At 59.9% G+C, this 16448-nt stretch carries 15 protein-coding genes; 5 read left to right on the top strand and 10 right to left on the bottom strand.

All coding sequences use genetic code 11. The annotated features are described in order from the left end of the window. Positions 1 to 5 precede the first annotated feature (5 nt). On the top strand, positions 6 to 1028 hold the full coding sequence (locus ABD937_RS11390) for a PorP/SprF family type IX secretion system membrane protein (protein ID WP_345255837.1): 1023 nt from the start codon (positions 6 to 8) through the stop codon (positions 1026 to 1028). Between the two features lie 282 nt (positions 1029 to 1310). Here ABD937_RS11390 and ABD937_RS11385 read toward each other — a convergent pair whose 3' ends face one another. From ABD937_RS11385 to ABD937_RS11365, 5 genes are all read right to left on the bottom strand, one after another. After that, positions 1311 to 2984, bottom strand: coding sequence for a M56 family metallopeptidase (locus ABD937_RS11385; RefSeq protein ID WP_345255836.1), 1674 nt, complete (start codon positions 2982 to 2984; stop codon positions 1311 to 1313). Positions 2985 to 2986: 2 nt separating this feature from the next. Further along, complete coding sequence (locus tag ABD937_RS11380) at positions 2987 to 3370, bottom strand: BlaI/MecI/CopY family transcriptional regulator (protein ID WP_345255835.1); 384 nt, start codon at positions 3368 to 3370, stop codon at positions 2987 to 2989. 75 nt (positions 3371 to 3445) lie between these two features. Further along, positions 3446 to 4363 carry a sterol desaturase family protein gene (locus ABD937_RS11375; RefSeq protein WP_345255834.1) on the bottom strand — a complete coding sequence of 306 codons (918 nt, stop codon included), beginning with the start codon at positions 4361 to 4363 and terminating at the stop codon, positions 3446 to 3448. 216 nt (positions 4364 to 4579) lie between these two features. After that, positions 4580 to 6838, bottom strand: coding sequence for a sodium-translocating pyrophosphatase (locus ABD937_RS11370; RefSeq protein ID WP_345255833.1), 2259 nt, complete (start codon positions 6836 to 6838; stop codon positions 4580 to 4582). Between the two features lie 228 nt (positions 6839 to 7066). Beyond that, on the bottom strand, positions 7067 to 7870 hold the full coding sequence (locus tag ABD937_RS11365; protein WP_345255832.1) for a nucleotidyltransferase family protein: 804 nt from the start codon (positions 7868 to 7870) through the stop codon (positions 7067 to 7069). A gap of 92 nt (positions 7871 to 7962) precedes the next feature. Between ABD937_RS11365 and ABD937_RS11360 the strand changes: the two genes are divergently transcribed. Then, complete coding sequence (locus tag ABD937_RS11360; RefSeq protein WP_345255831.1) at positions 7963 to 8451, top strand: Gmad2 immunoglobulin-like domain-containing protein; 489 nt, start codon at positions 7963 to 7965, stop codon at positions 8449 to 8451. A gap of 27 nt (positions 8452 to 8478) precedes the next feature. Here ABD937_RS11360 and ABD937_RS11355 read toward each other — a convergent pair whose 3' ends face one another. From ABD937_RS11355 to ABD937_RS11335, 5 genes are all read right to left on the bottom strand, one after another. Next, positions 8479 to 9249 (bottom strand): hypothetical protein, encoded by a 771-nt coding sequence (locus ABD937_RS11355; protein WP_345255830.1) that lies wholly within the window; start codon positions 9247 to 9249, stop codon positions 8479 to 8481. A 21-nt stretch (positions 9250 to 9270) separates the two neighbouring features. Beyond that, positions 9271 to 10101 (bottom strand): hypothetical protein, encoded by an 831-nt coding sequence (locus ABD937_RS11350; protein WP_345255829.1) that lies wholly within the window; start codon positions 10099 to 10101, stop codon positions 9271 to 9273. Between the two features lie 50 nt (positions 10102 to 10151). Further along, positions 10152 to 11654, bottom strand: coding sequence for an NAD(P)H-hydrate dehydratase (locus ABD937_RS11345; RefSeq protein ID WP_345255828.1), 1503 nt, complete (start codon positions 11652 to 11654; stop codon positions 10152 to 10154). Positions 11655 to 11680: 26 nt separating this feature from the next. Further along, the gene (locus tag ABD937_RS11340; RefSeq protein ID WP_345255827.1) at positions 11681 to 12076 is read right to left on the bottom strand and encodes a VOC family protein; all 396 of its coding nucleotides are present in this window, start codon (positions 12074 to 12076) and stop codon (positions 11681 to 11683) included. Positions 12077 to 12295: 219 nt separating this feature from the next. Next, on the bottom strand, positions 12296 to 13465 hold the full coding sequence (locus ABD937_RS11335) for a serine hydrolase domain-containing protein (RefSeq protein WP_345255826.1): 1170 nt from the start codon (positions 13463 to 13465) through the stop codon (positions 12296 to 12298). A 216-nt stretch (positions 13466 to 13681) separates the two neighbouring features. Between ABD937_RS11335 and serA the strand changes: the two genes are divergently transcribed. The 3 genes from serA to ABD937_RS11320 all read left to right on the top strand — a co-directional run bounded on the left by serA (position 13682) and on the right by ABD937_RS11320 (position 16437). Continuing rightward, positions 13682 to 14908, top strand: a complete 1227-nt coding sequence (gene serA, locus ABD937_RS11330; RefSeq protein WP_345255825.1) for a phosphoglycerate dehydrogenase — start codon at positions 13682 to 13684, stop codon at positions 14906 to 14908. Positions 14909 to 15080: 172 nt separating this feature from the next. Then, the gene (locus ABD937_RS11325) at positions 15081 to 15581 is read left to right on the top strand and encodes a GbsR/MarR family transcriptional regulator (protein ID WP_345255824.1); all 501 of its coding nucleotides are present in this window, start codon (positions 15081 to 15083) and stop codon (positions 15579 to 15581) included. A 7-nt stretch (positions 15582 to 15588) separates the two neighbouring features. Continuing rightward, positions 15589 to 16437, top strand: coding sequence for a thiol-disulfide oxidoreductase DCC family protein (locus tag ABD937_RS11320; RefSeq protein WP_345255823.1), 849 nt, complete (start codon positions 15589 to 15591; stop codon positions 16435 to 16437). Positions 16438 to 16448: the final 11 nt, after the last annotated feature.

Genomic DNA, 16448 nt, shown 5'->3' with positions numbered 1-16448 from the left:
CGCTCATGAAAAAAGCATCCCTTTTCCTTCCTTTGCTGGCAATTGCCGGGGCCGCCTCGGCCCAGCAGCGCCCGCATTACACGCAGTATATTCTCAATAACTACATTCTCAACCCGGCACTCACCGGTATCGAGAACTACACCGACGTGAAGCTGTCGATCCGCGACCAGTGGGTGGGCCTCAACGGCGCGCCGCGCACCACCTATTTCTCGATCCATAAGCCGATCGGGAAGTCCGATATGAAGACGACCCCAACCTCCTTCCTGCCGCCGGGCGAAAACCCGCGGGGCGCTACGTATTGGGAGCAGTACGAGGCGTCGGCGCCGCACCACGGTATCGGGCTCGTGCTGATGAACGACCGTACCGGTAACCTGAACCGCTTCACGGCGAACGTCTCCTACGCCTACCACCTGGCCCTCAATACCAAGTGGAATCTTTCCGCGGGCGTTTCCGCCGGGATCAGCAAGATGGGCTTCGACCGCTCGAAAGCGACGCCGGCCGTTGCCAACGACGTGGCGCTCGGGGACGTCAATATCTACATTTCGAAGTTCCGGCCCGACCTCAACGTCGGTCTCTGGCTGTACGGATCGAGCTTTTACGCGGGCCTCTCGGCCCAGCAGGTCATCCCGCAAAAGTTTGCCGTGGCCGACGACGCCACGTTCAACAAGGGTAAGCTCGTGCCGCACCTGTTCGGTACGCTGGGCTACCGCTTCCTGCTCAGCGACGACATCAACGCCACACCGTCGGTGATGATGAAGTACGTGGCCGGCGCACCTACGTCGATGCAGTACGACCTGAACGTGAAGCTCCAGTACCGCGACCTGCTCTGGGCGGGCGGCGGCTATCGCGTGAAGGATGGCTATTCAGCGATGCTGGGCCTGAACGTAGGCAATACGTTCAATGTGAGCTATGCCTACGACTTTACGACGACGCCCATCAACACGGCGAGCCGTGGAACCCACGAGATAATGATCGGCTTTATCCTGGGCAACCGCTGGGGCGATAACTGTCCGCGAAACGTCTGGTAAGCAGCCGGATCAACTTATTTTCGAAAAGACCGCACCTGCGGTCTTTTTTGTTGCGATCAGGACCGCCCCGATTCGATCCGGCAGGCAACGGAAGAGGAGTGGGTTGCTGCGGAAAGAAGTGTAAACGCCGGAACGTGACCACACAAAAGGCCTGAAGATCGTTGGAGGGTTGCCACCGACAGCAACTTGGTTTACTCGCAGGCGGTTGCGCCTTGCGAAGAGTGAAAATAAAAAAGCGGGGAAGATGACTTCCCCGCTTTTCGTATGCGATTCGCTGATTGATTAAAGCTTGATCACGTTGCGGTTGCGCAGCTCGCGGAGCTCGGCGATCTTGCGCTCAAGGTCAGCGCGTACTTTCTTGATGTCGCTCACCGAGCCGTCGGGCAGGGGGGATGCGGCAATGCGGCCTTTGTTCAGGTTGATCCGGTCGATCTGGGCGAGGGCCTGCTCGTATACCGACTGCACGCTGTCAATCTTGGCCAGGGCGATCTCGCGGGTCAGCTGCTTATTGAGCTTTTCAAGGTCGATCTCTTCGTGGTTGGACTTGAGCGACTGCTCCATGCCCTGCCAGTTGAACTGGTCTACCTGCGCCATATACTGCTGGCGGGCGATCTCCAGTTCCGCGCGGGTCATACCGTCCGGGATGTTCTTCGCCACTTCCAGCCACTGCGACTGCAGCATCTTGCGTGCATTACCGATCGTAGTCTTCACCTCCTGCTTTTCCTCGGCGCTCAGGGTGGCATCAGCCTCATCGAAAGCCACGAACTGGTAGGATGGGGCTTCGGCGGGGGCTTCGGCTGCCTCTGGCGACGGTGCGGGGCAATCAGGCGCCGCATCGGCGATCGGGGAGTCCGGGGTCGTTGCCGTGGTAGTGGAAGCGATCATCGGGGCAGCCAGGTCCTGGCTCACCGGGGTGCTTTCCGGGAGATACTCGCCGTTGTCGGCCAGGAAGGAGTAAGGCTGCAGGGCGCCTGCAAACGGCTGCTCGCCTTTGAGGTGCGAACGGGTGGAGATGATAAGTGAGTTAAGCGTCAGGAGCAGCATGAAGGCGGCAAACGCACCCAGCAGGTGCTGCGCGTTGATGCGGGGCTTTTTCTGGATGCCCACGATCCTTTCGATGCGGCTCAACAGGTTGTTGCGGTGTGTGGCACTCATGGCTAAGGCTGCGGTTTTATGATTGGTTTTTTCCAGTTCCAGCAGGGCCGATGCATAACTCATTTTATCGTATTCGAACTGCAGCACGAGTTCGTCGCAGCAGTTCTCACGCTCTCCTTCGATGGCGCGGATGAAGAGGCGCACAAAGGGATTGAAATAGAGGAAGACGTTGATGGCCGTTACCAGCAGGTTCACCAGGTAATCGTAGCGGCGGATGTGCGAGAGCTCATGGAGCAGTACTGCCTCCAGCTGGGCCACCGTGAGGTTGTTGAGCGCGGCCACCGGGATCAGGATGATGGGCTTCAGGTAACCGATCGTTACAGGGGAGGTCACGATGTTGGAGAGGTAGACCTGCACCGACTTGCGGATGCCCACATGGCCCGCGATCTTCTGCACGAAGGAGCGGTAGCGCACCGGAGCCTTCTGCAGCCCGGTGTAGCGGATCTGTTGCAGGTAGCGCCAGTTACGGTACACGTTGATCGCCGGCAGGAAGAGGAGCGCCAGGTAGGTGATGGATGCTGCCGACAGGATGGCCGGAAGCACCGACTGATCCCCGAAGGAAGGCAGCGACCAGTGGCTTTGGGCGGCCTGACCGTTCAGGTAATAGGAGAAGAAGGTGTAGCCAAACCATGCGGTACCCGCAAGAAGGCCGTAAACGGCCATCTGGTATTTGCGGTTACTTCCGGGTTTTCCGTAATAGCAGGTAACCTGGTAGGCGCACCACAACAACCCCAGTTGCCAGAAGCTGTTGAGGGTGGCCCAGCCGAGGGCCTGCAGGAAGATCGACTGGCTCCAAGCCATGATTACTGGTTTTTGAGGTTGTTCAGAAGCTTTTGTATCTGTTCCAACTCCTCGGGGCTCGCATTATGCTCGCCCAATGCCTGCAACACTAACTGGGTCGAAGATCCGCCAAAAAGCGAATCGATCATCTTGTTCAACAAATGTTTTTGGGTGCGTTCCTTGTTCACCGCCGGCTGATAGACGTGCGTGCGCATCGACTCGTCGCGCTTTACCAAGCCCTTTTCATGCATGATCTGCATCAGCTTGAGCGTGGTGGTATAGCCGACCTCTTTGGTCTTCGCCAACTCTTCGTGCACCTCGCGAACCGTCGCAAGGCCCTTGCCCCAAAGGATCTGGAGGATCTCCAGCTCGCTTTCGGTGGGTTTTACTGATTTAGAAGCTGCCATAAGTAATAATGATTACGAAACGAATATACGACCAATTTCGTACGAACAAAAACGTTCTCCGGATTTTTTGATTTGTTAAGGAAAATTAACATTGGCGGGGGAACGGCACGGCGCATTTTCCCGGCCGATCGCCGCTCTTCGGCGCAATTCGCTTACCGTCAGGGTGTTTCCGTCTGGGCTCCAACCGGGTGGACCGAACAGGTAGCCGATCTTGTTGCGAAAGCCTGGCGCCCGGCGCACCTTGCCGATGAGCTCACCCCAGGTGCGCAGCGCGAGCACCACGGGGTTAAACGACTCGATATTCCGGGTAAGTCCGTAGGTCGGCCGCTCTTCCTCGGGCTGGAACGTGCCGAAAAGCCGGTCCCAGATGATCAGGATGCCGCCGTGGTTCTTATCCAGGTATTTGAGGTCGGAGCCATGATGCACCCGGTGATGGGAGGGCGTATTGAGCACCCACTCCAGCGGGCGGGGCAGGCGCCGCACGAGCTCGGTATGAATCCAGAACTGGTAGATCAGGCTGATCTGCTGCATGAACAGGATCCAGACCGGGTGGAAGCCAGCCAGGGGCATCCAGGCCCAGAACAGGAACGTGCCGGTGGCGTTGCCCGTCCAGGTCTGGCGGAGCGCTGCGGCGAGGTTGTAGCGCTGTGAGGAATGGTGCACCACGTGCGAGGCCCAGAACCAGTTGACGTTGTGTGCTGTGCGGTGAAACCAGTAGTAAGAGAGATCGTCGGCAAAAAAAAGCAGTACCCAGAACCACCAGGCAGTGGGTGTCAGCTCAAAAAGCCGGAACTGATACAGGAAAAGGAACAGGCCGTAGATGATCGCCTTGGTAAAAAAGCCCGTGATCACATTACCGACGCCGAGCCCAAGTGATCCCCAGGTATCCCGTTTCTCATACAGGTCCCGGTGCTCCCGCGCCGAGATCCAGGCCTCGATGGCCAGGAGGAGCACGAAAAACGGGATCGCGTAATACAGCAAAGCAGGCGGCATGCTTTAAAGGTATCGACAATCTCCGAGAGAGCGGTCTAATGGTCTATTTGTCTATTAGTCTATCTGTAAAACGGTCGCTTATGAAGGGAATTTTCCTCGTTAAACGACCCTTACCAATAAACAAATAGACCAATAGACCAATAAACCCCCACCCCCAAAAAGGAAGATCCCGCCAACGAAGGGCGGGATCCGTCTCACAGTAAGCAGAAAAATGTTTTATCGATAGGTCACCGTGTTCTCAGAGGCGATCGCAACGGCGGCGGTCGTCGTCTTAATAGACTGCTCCGATTGCGGTTTCGCTGCACGGTCGTCAGATTTATCCCGGAACATGCTGGCCAGGGTCGGGGCGATCACGAGGGAAACGATCGACATCAGCTTGATCAGGATGTTCATCGAGGGACCGGACGTGTCCTTGAAGGGGTCGCCGACGGTGTCGCCCGTTACCGACGCCTTGTGGGGATCGGAGCCTTTGAAGTATTTCTGGCCGTTGATGTCCACGCCTTTCTCAAAGCTTTTCTTGGCATTGTCCCAGGCGCCGCCGGCGTTGTTCTGGAACATACCCATCAGCACACCGCTCACGGTAGCGCCGGCCAGGAAGCCGCCGAGGGCCTCGGGACCGAGGAGGAAGCCAATGATGATCGGGGAAAGGATGGCGATGGCGCCGGGGAGCATCATCTTGCGGATCGAGGCCTCGGTGGAGATGGCCACGCACTTGTCGTACTCCGGCTTGCCGGTACCCTGCATGATGCCTTTGATCTCGCGGAACTGGCGGCGTACTTCCTCCACCATGGCCATGGCGGCCTCACCCACGGCGCGGATGCAAAGGGCGGAGAAGATAAAGGGGATCATGCCGCCGATGAACAGCGAAGCCAGCACGTCGGCTTTGTAGATGTTGATGCCGTCCATGTTGAAGCCGTTGGCGTTCACCACACCAACGTAGGCAGCAAAGAGGGCGAGGGCAGTGAGGGCTGCGGAAGCGATGGCAAATCCTTTACCCGTGGCCGCGGTGGTGTTGCCCACTGCGTCGAGGGTGTCGGTCTTTTCGCGCACTTCCTTGGGAAGCTCGCTCATTTCAGCGATACCGCCGGCGTTGTCGGCGATGGGGCCGAAGGCGTCGATGGCAAGCTGCATGGCGGTGGTGGCCATCATACCGGCGGCGGCAATGGCCACACCGTAGAGACCGGCGAACTTATAGGAGCCGTAAATACCACCCGCGAGCACCAGGATGGGAAGGAACGTGGATTCCATGCCCACGGCAAGGCCGCCGATCACGTTGGTGGCGTGGCCGGTGGCGCTCTGGCGCACGATGCTCATGACCGGGCGTTTGCCCATGGCGGTGAAGTATTCGGTGATGATGCTCATGAGCGTACCTACCACAAGGCCAACGATGATGGCATAGAACACATCCATGCGGTCGAAGGCGAAGCCGCGGAGGGTCATGGTGCCTTCGGGAAGGATCGAAACGCACAGGAGGTAAGAGGCGATGGCCGTGAGCACAATTGATCCCCAGTTGCCCATGTTGAGGGCGCGCTGCACAACGGCGGTGGAGATGGGCGCGTTCTCGGAAATGCGCACGAAGAAGGTGGCGATGATGGAGAAGAGAATGCCCACACCGGCGATTAGCATCGGGAGCAGGATCGGGGAGAAGCCGTCGTAGCCGTCGCTGAGGACCGTGGTGCCACCGGCGGCCTTTACTTCGTGGCCCAGCACGATGGTTGCGAGTACGGTGGCTACATAGGAGCCGAAGAGGTCGGCACCCATGCCGGCCACGTCGCCTACGTTGTCGCCTACGTTGTCGGCAATGGTAGCCGGGTTGCGCGGGTCGTCTTCGGGGATGCCGGCTTCTACCTTACCCACGAGGTCGGCGCCTACGTCGGCCGCCTTAGTATAGATACCGCCACCCACGCGGGCAAAGAGCGCGATGCTCTCGGCACCAAGCGAGAAGCCGGTGAGCACCTCGATGGCACGGGTCACCGACTTCGCGTCGGCGGCTGCTTCGGGTGCGAAGTATTTGATCAGGATGATGAAGAGGCCACCCAGCCCCAGCACGGCGAGACCTGCAACACCCATACCCATCACGGCACCGCCGGTGAAGGATACGTTGAGGGCCTTGGCGAGCGAGGTACGGGCGGCGTGGGCAGTGCGTACGTTGGCCTTGGTGGCGGCACGCATACCGATATAGCCGGCGAGGGCGCTGAAGAAGGCGCCGATGAGGAAGGCAATCGCGATCGACCAGTGCGACTCTTCGCTGCGGCTGCCCATGTAGCCGAGCAGGAGGGCCACGATGATGCCGAAATAGGTAAGGAGTTTCCACTCGGCGCGGAGGAAGGCCATAGCGCCCTCGGCGATGTAATTGCCGATCTCGCGCATACGGTCGGTGCCATCATCCTGCTTGCTGACCCAGGCGAATTTCCACAGCGTGTACAACAGTCCGATCAGGCCCATCACGGGCACCAGGTAGACATACGAATTCATGTGCTCTGTTTGGTTTTTGGTTTACGTGCCGTCGCACGGCTCCGTTAAGAAAATGTGAATGCCGGTTTTTACCGGACGGCAAAGATAGGGGAGCAGCCCAATATCGTACACGGAACCTGTACAAGCCTTTATTCTCCCAGCCACGATCCTTTGGACCAGGGGAAAGTTCGGTGCTTGTCTACCAATAAAAGGAATGGGCCGAGGCTCAGTACCCGCTGACGAGAAGGTTCAGGGCCGCCTTCTGCCCGCATTTCTGGAAGCGATGGTAGGCCGCGCGGCTGCCTCCCGCACGCGCTGCGCACTGCCTTTCGCCAGGTACACCTCGAGGGCGTCGTGCAGGGTGTAGGCCTCCGGGCACATAAGGCCGGTGGTCCAGAGGAGGGGGCGGGCGCCGGCGGCACGCAGGTGCGGGGCAAAATACTTTTTCGAGATACAGGCCAGAATGATGGCGTCGCGTTGTTTTTGGTCCGCCGCCTGGATGGTAGCCGGCAGTGAGAAATCCATCAGGCCGTCGTGCCCGATATAGGCCATCAGGCGTGCCGCGCCTCCGGTGCCCAGCACCCGGCCTTCGTGCACGATCGTATCAGCGATCCGGCCGGCGCAGGCGTTGAGAAAAGCGATGGTGCAGTCCTTGATGTAGCGACCGTCGAAGGCATCGGCCACCAGGTAGGCACCTGTATTGTTATGGCGGAACAGAAGCCGCTCGAGCACAGGGCTGGTGCCTTTCCGCCGCAGCAGCAGCTCCCAGTGCGCACTCTTCTTAAAATAGGTGCGGATACCGCTGCTGCAACCCCAGTACAGGTTGCTGTTCGGGTCCTGGCCGTTGCCAATGGCGGCGGGAACCGGCACGATGCCCTGGTATTTATTATCGCAGAGTGCCACGAATACGTGCAGGGTCTGTGCGGTAGTATCATAGGAAGGCGCGGGTGCTGCAGGTGCCTGAAGGAGCCCGGCCCCGACCGGCTCTTTTTTGGGGGATGCGGAGCAAGCGGCGAACAGCCCGATAAAGACGAGGTAGACGCGGTGCACCATGAGGAGGTTTTGAGATCGGGATGCGCCCGGACCGCCATTTCCATAACAGGAACCAAGTGCTCCCGCGGCACAATTGTTTTCCGCAGGCTCGTATGCGCTTACCTGTTCTCCTGTCAGCCACAATCCTGTACGCCTGTTCGGGCCCTGCCGCGCCCGGCACTCCACTTTCCGATACGCCCACCGTTGCTCCGGCCGAAGCCGGGACGGGGCCTTCGCCCGCATCACCGCAAAAAGTGAGCACACCCGACAGCAGCGGGCTTATCGTAATTACGCAACCAAGGGCGGGCGACACCCTTTCGGGTACGGTGCTGATCACCGGCAAGGCGCGGGGACCCTGGTATTTCGAAGCGGAGTTCCCGGTGCGGCTCACCGACCCTGCCGGCCGGGTCATCGCGCAAGGCGGCGCCCGTGCGGAAGGCGAGTGGATGACCACGAATTTTGTTCCGTTCAGTGCCCGGCTCCGGGTACCGAAAGGGGCACCGCGGGCCGCACGATTGGTGCTCGAAAAGGCCAATGCATCCGGACTGCCGGAACATGCCGATTCGATCGTGCTGCCGGTATTCCTGGCGGTTGTTGAGTAAGTAATGAATAAGCGGCGATGAAATCCGTCATTTGTCGAGGCGCACCAGCACCCTTCCGTCAAAGCGGTAGCGGATCTTTCCATTTGTAACTGCACCGTTGCCGCGCACTACCGGGAGTGTGAGCTCCATCGACTTCGGATCCCATCCGATGAGCGTAACGGGCCGCTCCGAACGGTCCACTACCGAAAAGAAATTATAGCTGAAGCCGATGCCGTTGCGCAGACCGGTGTTCGTGCGGATGGCTTTTACCTTGCCGTCCAATCCTTTCACCGTGATGCACAGGGCCTGAACCCCTTCATAAGCGTCTTTCGAAGAATAGGTGCCGTGCCGGCGGGCGAGATAGAGCGGCTCCGCACCACCTTTTAGTTGAAACAGGGCCGAGTACAGGTAGCCGGCTTTCGGCTCGTTTTCCAATGCCTCCCGCACGATCACCTTACCGCGGTGGTCACGGTATTGAAACAGGTTGCAGAAGTACCGCATTGTACCGCCGGTTTCGTCGTCCCAGGAGTAGAGCCGCAGCCGCCCGTCGGGGGAGGTTACGACCTGTACGCCGGGCTCGCTGCGCAGCTCGCTGAACGGATAGTCCAGCGACCAACCCGATGCCGCCACCTGCCGCAACAGCGCCCGGAAGGCTTTGCCGGTTGCCGTGGCGTCGCCGCCCCTGCGTCCTGCTTCCGTCATTTCCCGGTGCAGCGCTACGAGGCGCTTTTCCTCTTCGGCAGGCGCTTGTCCATAGCCGGGGCAGGCCACAAGCATAAGGAGGAAGGTAACAATAACACTACCCGTTACAGGCTTCATTTGTCGAGGTTTTGATAGGGCTTATTCCGAGAATTTCCCGTCTTTCAGGTCGGCATAGATGCTGAGGAGAATGTTGTAATCGTCGGTCACCCAGCGGCCGGTGCTGGCGCCGTGGTAGCTGTTGCGCTGCAGGTAACGCTCGTAAAGCCGGTAGGCGCGGAATGCGTCTGCATTGCTGTGAAAAGCGGCTACCCAGTCTGCGGGCACGATGTGCATCGGGTGGATGCCGATGCCGCCGTTATAGATCTTTACCGGGCCCCTTGAAAACTCGAAGGATACTACTTCTTCCTTCCGGTCGTCCGAAGCCTTCAGGAGGCAGGCAAGGTGCCGGAAGTAATTACCCAGGCGCGCGATCAGCTGCGCTTCGCTTTCCGCCGAGCCGGGCCGGATCCGCCATTCGTTATTTGCAGCATAGAAAGGGTCTTGCCGGTAGCTGTCCAGCGGCGCTGCCTGCCGGATGAATTGGCTGCCGCCACCGCTCTTGTCGCGCAGGAGGATCAGGTCTCTTTGGTTGGCCGACTGGAGCGCGAGCCCGAAGCGACGCACTTCGCCCGATTCCTCTTTGAGTTGCAGGGTTTCCTCTTCGGCTTGCCAACGGCCGCGGTGGTAGGCGCCCTCGCCCTCGAGCTCGGTATAGGTGCCGTCGGGAAAAATGGAAAGCAGGCGTCCTTTGGCTGCTACCTGCTTCCGGCGCGCCGTCTGCAACAGGTCGTCGCCGTTGCGTTCGCTTTCGGCAGGCAGTACGTCGTACAGGCGCCAGGACCCGGGCAGTACTTCAGCGGGTTTCCTGGTGGTGCCGCCGGAGCAGCCGAGGCAGGCAAGGATAAGAATGAAGAGCGCAAAGCGGGCCATGCGGTTAGTTTTTGTGTGGGCTACGGGAGGCAAGATAAGTAAGAAGGGCGTCAATACAGGCGTCGGAACGCATTGCCGAGGTGCAGGATGAGGTCCGACGGCAGCATGGCTTCGGCTGAAGCAGCCGCGGCAGCGCTGTCGCCGGCAGCCCCGTGGAGGTACACGCCCAGCAGGGCCGCATCCGCCGCGCTATAGCCTTGCGCCAGCAGCGCACCCAGGAGCCCGGTGAGCACATCGCCCGATCCACCCCTGGCCATGCCGGGGTTGCCGGTGCTGTTAAAGGCGCCGGTGCCGTCGGGGAGGGCAACAAAGGTGTGGTGCCCTTTCAGGAGCACGGCGCTTTTCAGCGCGGCTGCCTGGTCCAGTGCCGTCCGGATGCGGTCGAAGTCCGAGGTATGGGTCCCGAAGAGCCGGTCAAATTCCTTTGGGTGCGGCGTCAGGATGGAGCCGGGAGGGAGACGCAGCAGCCAGTAGGGGTGCTGGGCCAGGATGTTGAGTGCGTCGGCGTCGAGCACCATCGGGCCCGGGCTGTGCTGCAGGTAGCGCTCCAGGAGCTCGGCCACGGGGTCGGAGGTGCCAATGCCCGGGCCGATGGCAACTACATCATAACGGTCCATATCGGCCGGGAGTTCCGTCAGGAAGTCTTCGCAGGCGTCGGTTGCCAGCATGGCCTCGGGCAGGGCTGTTTGCAGCACCAGCTCGCCACAGCGGGGGATATGGCAGGAGAGCAGGCCGGCGCCCCCGCGGGCGGCCGCCGTGGCGGCCAGGAGCGCCGCCCCCATCTTACCGCGTGCGCCGGCGGCAAGCAGCAGGTGCCCGAAGCTGCCCTTGTGCGCAAAGCGTGGCCGCGGCCGGAAGCGGGCCTTCGCCTCCTTATTGGTCAGGTAGAAATACGGGCTCTGTGTTTCCTGCGCAAACCGTGTCGAAAGCCCGATGCCGAGCACCTGCACGGCGCCGATGAAGGGCGCGTTTTCCTGCAGCAGGAGCGCGAGCTTCGGCGCCCCGAACGTCAGCGTATGCGTTGCTCTGATCACCGCGTGGGTGGTGGACGGACGGTCCATGAACAGCCCGCTCGGCAGGTCGATGGAAATGATGGACGCGCCGCTATCGTTGAGGGCCACTGTAAGGGCTGCCGCCACGCCCTCAAGCGGCTTGTTGAGTCCGGCGCCGAAGAGTGCGTCCACCACCACACTGCCGGCCGGTATACCCGGAAGGGGCGCTCCTTCTTCCACCGCTCCGATCGAAATGCCGCTTGCAGCGAGGCGGGTGTGGTTGGCGGCGAAGTCGGGGCTGGCCGCGCGGCCCGGCTGCACCACATACACCGAGACGCTCCGCCCTGCGGCAAGCAGCTGCCGCACGATGGCAAGTCCGTCGCCGCCGTTGTTGCCGCGCCCGCAGAAGAGCGCAAAAGGCGCGTCGGGTGGGCAATGGTGGAGGAGCCACTCCGTGCAGCACGCGGCGGCACGCTCCATCAGGTCGAGGGAACTAATGCCCTGCTCATCGATAGTGGCAGCGTCCCAGGCGCGCACCTGTGCGGCAGTAAAGATCTTCATTCCCTAAAGCTAAACCGGTTCGCTGCTTATCCGCCCATCGGGGTGCAGACTTCCACCAGGAAGCCGTTCGGATCGCGTACATAGGCCACAACCTGGCCCCAGGGCTTCGTATTAGGCTCGGCCAGCAGCGTGGCGCCGGCGGCGATCGCGGTAGCTACCGTAGCGGGCACGTCGTCGGTTGCAAAGCCGATCTCGACGGCATAGGGCTTTTCCGAAGGTCGCGCCACCGTAAAGCCGCCGGGCAGGTTGCTTTCGGCCAGCGACTCGGAGGCAAACGAGAGCGTAGTAGCGCCGGTGCTCAGCTCGCCGTAGCTTCCGTCGGGGGCGATAAACGTGCAGGGAAGCCCGAATGCCCGCTCGTAAAAATCGATGGCAGCGGCAACATCGGGCACATAGAGGATGGTGTAGGCGAATGTGGGCACGAGAACAGGTTTTGGAGGTTTTGGAGGTTTTGGAAGTTGGTTTGCGAGGGCATTTGCTTTACCGGTTTGGACGGGAACGTTCAATGACCCGGCGGAAGGGCCAAGGTACTGGTTCCGCGTTACCAATGTACACTGCCTACCATGCTAAAGAGACGCCGGCAGCGTCTCTTTAGTCCGATAAGCGAAGGGTAAATAGAAGTTACAGCACCACGTCCTGCTTTATTCCTCCGCCTCTGGCTGACGGCCGTCGTAGTTGCCGAAGGCGTTGTACAGCGCCCGCGCGAAGGGGTAGACGGCGGGATTGAACTTATTCGACAGGATGATCACGGTGCCTTGCTCGTGCACAAGGCGGGCGAACGCCGAGTTGAACCCGTGCCAGTGCCCGTTGTGGTAGATCACCTGCTTGTCGTTGGGTGCTTTCAGGAGGCGCCAGCCGAGGCCATAGTTGTGAAGCGAGGGGCGCTCGTTGCTGTTGGGGGTGAAGGCCGAATCGGCCATGGCCTTGCTCAGCACCTTTCCGGCATACCAGGCCTGGTCCCACTTGAGCAGGTCGCGCGGGGTCGAGTACATGTTCTTGTCGCCATAGGGGCCATCGGAGAAATCAAGGTCCCATGGGCGCCAATAGCGGTCGAAACTCTGGTTGAACGAGGGGTCCTGCAGGGTCTTGACGTAGGTGTTCGTCATGCCGAAACGGTCGAAGAAATTCTTTTTCATGTATTGCGGAAAGGGCACACCGGTCACCTTTTCCACGATGGAAGCCAGCAGCACATAATTGGTGTTGCAGTAGTTGAACGCTGCGTTGGGGCGGTAGGCGCGCGGAATGTTCCAGGTCAGGAGCGATTGGATCACATCCTCGTTCGTGGCCATGCGGCGGCGTTCCCAGCGCTTGTCGCGGTCCATGTAGTTGATGTAATTGGGCAGCCCGCTGCGGTGGTTGAGCAGGGTGCGCACCGTGACACCGGGGTAGGGGAAGCCGGGGAAATACTTGCTGAGGTGATCGTCGAGGCCTACCTGCCCCTTCTCCACCAGCTGGAGCACCGCCGCAGCGGTAAAGGGCTTCGAGGTGGAGGCGATCTGGAGCGGTGTTTCGGCGCTGAGCGAGTCTTTGGTCTTGAAGTCGCGGAAGCCCTGGTAATACTCGTACACCGGGACGCCGTTCTTGGCAATAAGGATAGAGCCGCTGAAATTCTTCAGGAAGCCGGTCCGCTTCATAAAGGCGTCGATATTATCGTGCAGCCTGCGTTTCGTTTCTTCCGGCAGGGTAGGGGTGGGTAGGTCCACGGCTTGCTCCACCGAGTCTACCGGCTCAATGCGCGCATTGTTTGCGCCCGACTGACAACTCGCCAGCAGGAGCAACAGCGCTGCGCCTGCGATCGTTCTTCTTTTCAAATCCCGGAATTTATGCAACACGAAAGCGGTAAAATTAAGGTGGGGGAGAACATGTTTGACCTTTGGTGTCTGGTGTTTGAGGTTCTTTTGACGCGTCGTGCCGGGGAAGCCCGATGCCCGGTTGCCATAAAGTAAACGGGAGTTGCCGCCTATACCGCTAACATCAAACTTCAAACATCAGACACCAAACTCTTTTTTCCCGCGCATATTTGCAATATGAATACCAGCTATCCAAAGGAGAAGATCAATGTGCTGCTGCTCGAGAATGTGAGCGACATAGCGGTGCAGAACTTCCGCAATGCGGGTTATGCACAGGTGCGCAAATTGACGAAGGCCCTGCCCGAGGAGGAGTTGATCCAGGAGATCCGGAATTGCCACCTGCTGGGCATCCGCTCCAAGACGCTGCTCACGGAGCGCGTGCTCGATGCGGCGCAGCGCCTCCAGGCAGTGGGCTGCTTCTGCATTGGCGTCAACCAGGTCGATCTCGAGGCGGCCACCGACCGCGGCGTGGCGGTATTCAATGCGCCCTACAGCAATACCCGCTCGGTAGCAGAGCTCGTGATCGGTGCGGCCATCATGCTCATCCGCCGCATCCCCGACAAGAACCGGGCGGCCCACCAGGGCATCTGGCTCAAGGAGGCTTCCGGCTCTTACGAGCTGCGCGGAAAGACGTTCGGCATTATCGGCTACGGGAACATCGGCTCGCAGGTGAGCGTGCTGGCCGAGGCCCTGGGTATGAAGGTGCTCTTCTACGATATCGAAACGAAGCTACCGCTCGGCAATGCCCGCGACGCTCGCACACTCAAGGCGCTGATGCAGGCCGCCGACGTGCTCACCATACACGTGCCCGAAAACGAAACGACGCGCAACCTGCTCAACAGGAGCAACCTCAAATGGTGCAAAAAGGGCGCTCTGCTCATCAACTATGCACGTGGCGAGGTGATCGATCTCCCGGCGCTGCGCAAGGCGCTCGAGAGCGGCGCTATTGGTGGTGCTGCCGTGGACGTATTTCCCGAAGAGCCCGAAAAGAACGGCGATAAATTCGAGACCCCCCTCCAGGGCCTGCCCAACGTACTCCTGACGCCGCATATCGGGGGCTCTACGGAGGAGGCGCAGCAGAACATCGGCGAGGACGTTTCGAATAAGCTCCTGAATTACCTGGAAAAGGGCAGCACGCTCGGCTCGCATACGGTGCCGGCGCTTGCGCTGCCCCCACAGGAAGGCGCCCACCGCATCCTGCACATCCACCGCAACGTGCCGGGCGTACTCTCGCAGATCAACGGGCAGCTGTCGGCGCACAAGATCAACATCGTGGGCCAGTACCTCAAGACAAACGAGTCGATCGGCTACGTGGTGGTGGACGTCGACAAACGCCTGTCGGGCCGCGCGCTGCAACTCCTGAAGGAGGTGCCGGAGTCGGTGAAGGTGCGGCTCTTGTATTAAGTGTCACGCACCGGCGCGAAGCGCGCAAATGGCGTAAAAATGTGTGGGTGTGAAGGCTGTTTGCCGACTCCGCGGGTCTTTGCGTGAAATTTCCGAATATGACCGACATCGACGAGGCGGAAAACTTTCAACAATTACTGAAAGTTTAAAAACTTTGCTTTAGCTTTACACCATGAACCTCTCTGAAGCCAAGGCGCAATTCATCCAGACCTGGGCCCGACTCGGGTCGGAGTGGGGAATCAACCGCACCATGGCCCAGGTGCATGCGCTCCTGCTGGTGTCGGAAAATCCGCTGAGCACGGAAGATGTGATGGAGCAGCTCAGCATTTCGCGGGGCAACGCCAATATGAACATCCGCGAGCTGCTCAACTGGAACCTGGTGTACAAGGCGCCGGTGCCGGGTGAACGCAAGGAGTTTTTCCGGGCGGAGAAAGATATCTGGGAAGTAGCGAAGCGCATCGCCCGCGAGCGTAAAAAGCGGGAGATCGAGCCGGTGCTCCACGAGCTGGATCGCCTTCGGAAAGTAGAGGAGGATACTCCGGAAGCGAAGAATTTCATAAAGACGGTGAACGATATCCATGGTTTCGCCTCGAAGCTGGACCGCAGTGTGGAAACGATGATGAAGGCAGACGAGACCTGGTTTTTCGGAACCCTGTTCAAGCTATTCAAGTAGCTTTTTTTTGATCAAAATGTTTCAAAAAAAATTGAAAATTATGAAACGGTTAGCGGGTCATGTCATTCTTTACGATGCGGATTGCCCGATGTGCGGGCTTTATACTAAGGCATTTGTGCGCTGCGGGATGTTGGGAGCGGAGGGGCGGGCATCCTACCAGGATCCTCCGGCTGCCTGCGCGGCGTTGATCGACCGGCAGCGGGCCGTTAATGAAATTGCGCTCGTCAATACCCGCACGGCCACGGTTACCTACGGCGTTCAGAGCTTGTTTACCATCCTGGCATCGGCACTGCCCGCGCTGGCACCCGTTTTCCGGTTTCGCCCATTTTCCTGGGCTGCACAGAAAGCCTACGGGCTGATCTCGTACAACCGCCGGATCATCCTGCCCCTGAACCCGGATCCGGCCAGCACCGGGCCGTCGCTCCACCGCGGATACCGTTTCGCCTGGATACTCCTTGCCTGGATCCTGACGGCGGGCATCCTCAGTCATTATAGCGGCCACTTGGAGGGGCTTATCCCGGCGAGCGGTTTCTGGCGCGAGTATGCCATTTGTGCCGGGCAGCTCGTCTGGCAGGGCGCCCTGTTGGCGGTGTTGGCTCCCGGTAAATTGCTTGATTACCTCGGTAATATGATGACGGTGTCGCTCGGAGGCGGCCTTGCGCTCGGCATTCTCGACCTGGTTTTCGGCGCCATCGGGACGCTGCCGCCGCTCGTCTATGCCGCCGCGTTTTTGGGAGTTGCCGGCGCGATGCTGCTGGAGCACGCCCGGCGCTGCCGCCTGCTCGGCCTCTCGTGGACCGTATCCGCAAGCTGGGTGGGGTACCGACTTTTTCTACTCTATTTTATCCTGAATTAAAATGTCTAATC

This window comes from Flaviaestuariibacter amylovorans (genome assembly GCF_039541815.1).
Taxonomy (GTDB): Bacteria; Bacteroidota; Bacteroidia; order Chitinophagales; family Chitinophagaceae; genus Flavisolibacter; species Flavisolibacter amylovorans.
The sequence above is the reverse complement of the archived record's forward strand: the minus strand, read 5'-3'. Positions and strand labels throughout refer to the sequence as shown.

Bases quoted from the DNA above. Each gene is read 5' to 3' on its own strand.
- ABD937_RS11355 (WP_345255830.1), bottom strand. From the start codon at position 9,249: ATGAAGCCTGTAACGGGTAGTGTTATTGTTACCTTCCTCCTTATGCTT.
- ABD937_RS11345 (WP_345255828.1), bottom strand. From the start codon at position 11,654: ATGAAGATCTTTACTGCCGCACAGGTGCGCGCCTGGGACGCTGCCACT.
- ABD937_RS11375 (WP_345255834.1), bottom strand. From the start codon at position 4,363: ATGCCGCCTGCTTTGCTGTATTACGCGATCCCGTTTTTCGTGCTCCTC.
- ABD937_RS11365 (WP_345255832.1), bottom strand. From the start codon at position 7,870: ATGGTGCACCGCGTCTACCTCGTCTTTATCGGGCTGTTCGCCGCTTGC.
- ABD937_RS11350 (WP_345255829.1), bottom strand. From the start codon at position 10,101: ATGGCCCGCTTTGCGCTCTTCATTCTTATCCTTGCCTGCCTCGGCTGC.
- ABD937_RS11390 (WP_345255837.1), top strand. From the start codon at position 6: ATGAAAAAAGCATCCCTTTTCCTTCCTTTGCTGGCAATTGCCGGGGCC.
- ABD937_RS11325 (WP_345255824.1), top strand. From the start codon at position 15,081: ATGAACCTCTCTGAAGCCAAGGCGCAATTCATCCAGACCTGGGCCCGA.
- ABD937_RS11370 (WP_345255833.1), bottom strand. From the start codon at position 6,838: ATGAATTCGTATGTCTACCTGGTGCCCGTGATGGGCCTGATCGGACTG.
- ABD937_RS11385 (WP_345255836.1), bottom strand. From the start codon at position 2,984: ATGGCTTGGAGCCAGTCGATCTTCCTGCAGGCCCTCGGCTGGGCCACC.
- ABD937_RS11360 (WP_345255831.1), top strand. From the start codon at position 7,963: ATGCGCTTACCTGTTCTCCTGTCAGCCACAATCCTGTACGCCTGTTCG.
- ABD937_RS11380 (WP_345255835.1), bottom strand. From the start codon at position 3,370: ATGGCAGCTTCTAAATCAGTAAAACCCACCGAAAGCGAGCTGGAGATC.
- serA (WP_345255825.1), top strand. From the start codon at position 13,682: ATGAATACCAGCTATCCAAAGGAGAAGATCAATGTGCTGCTGCTCGAG.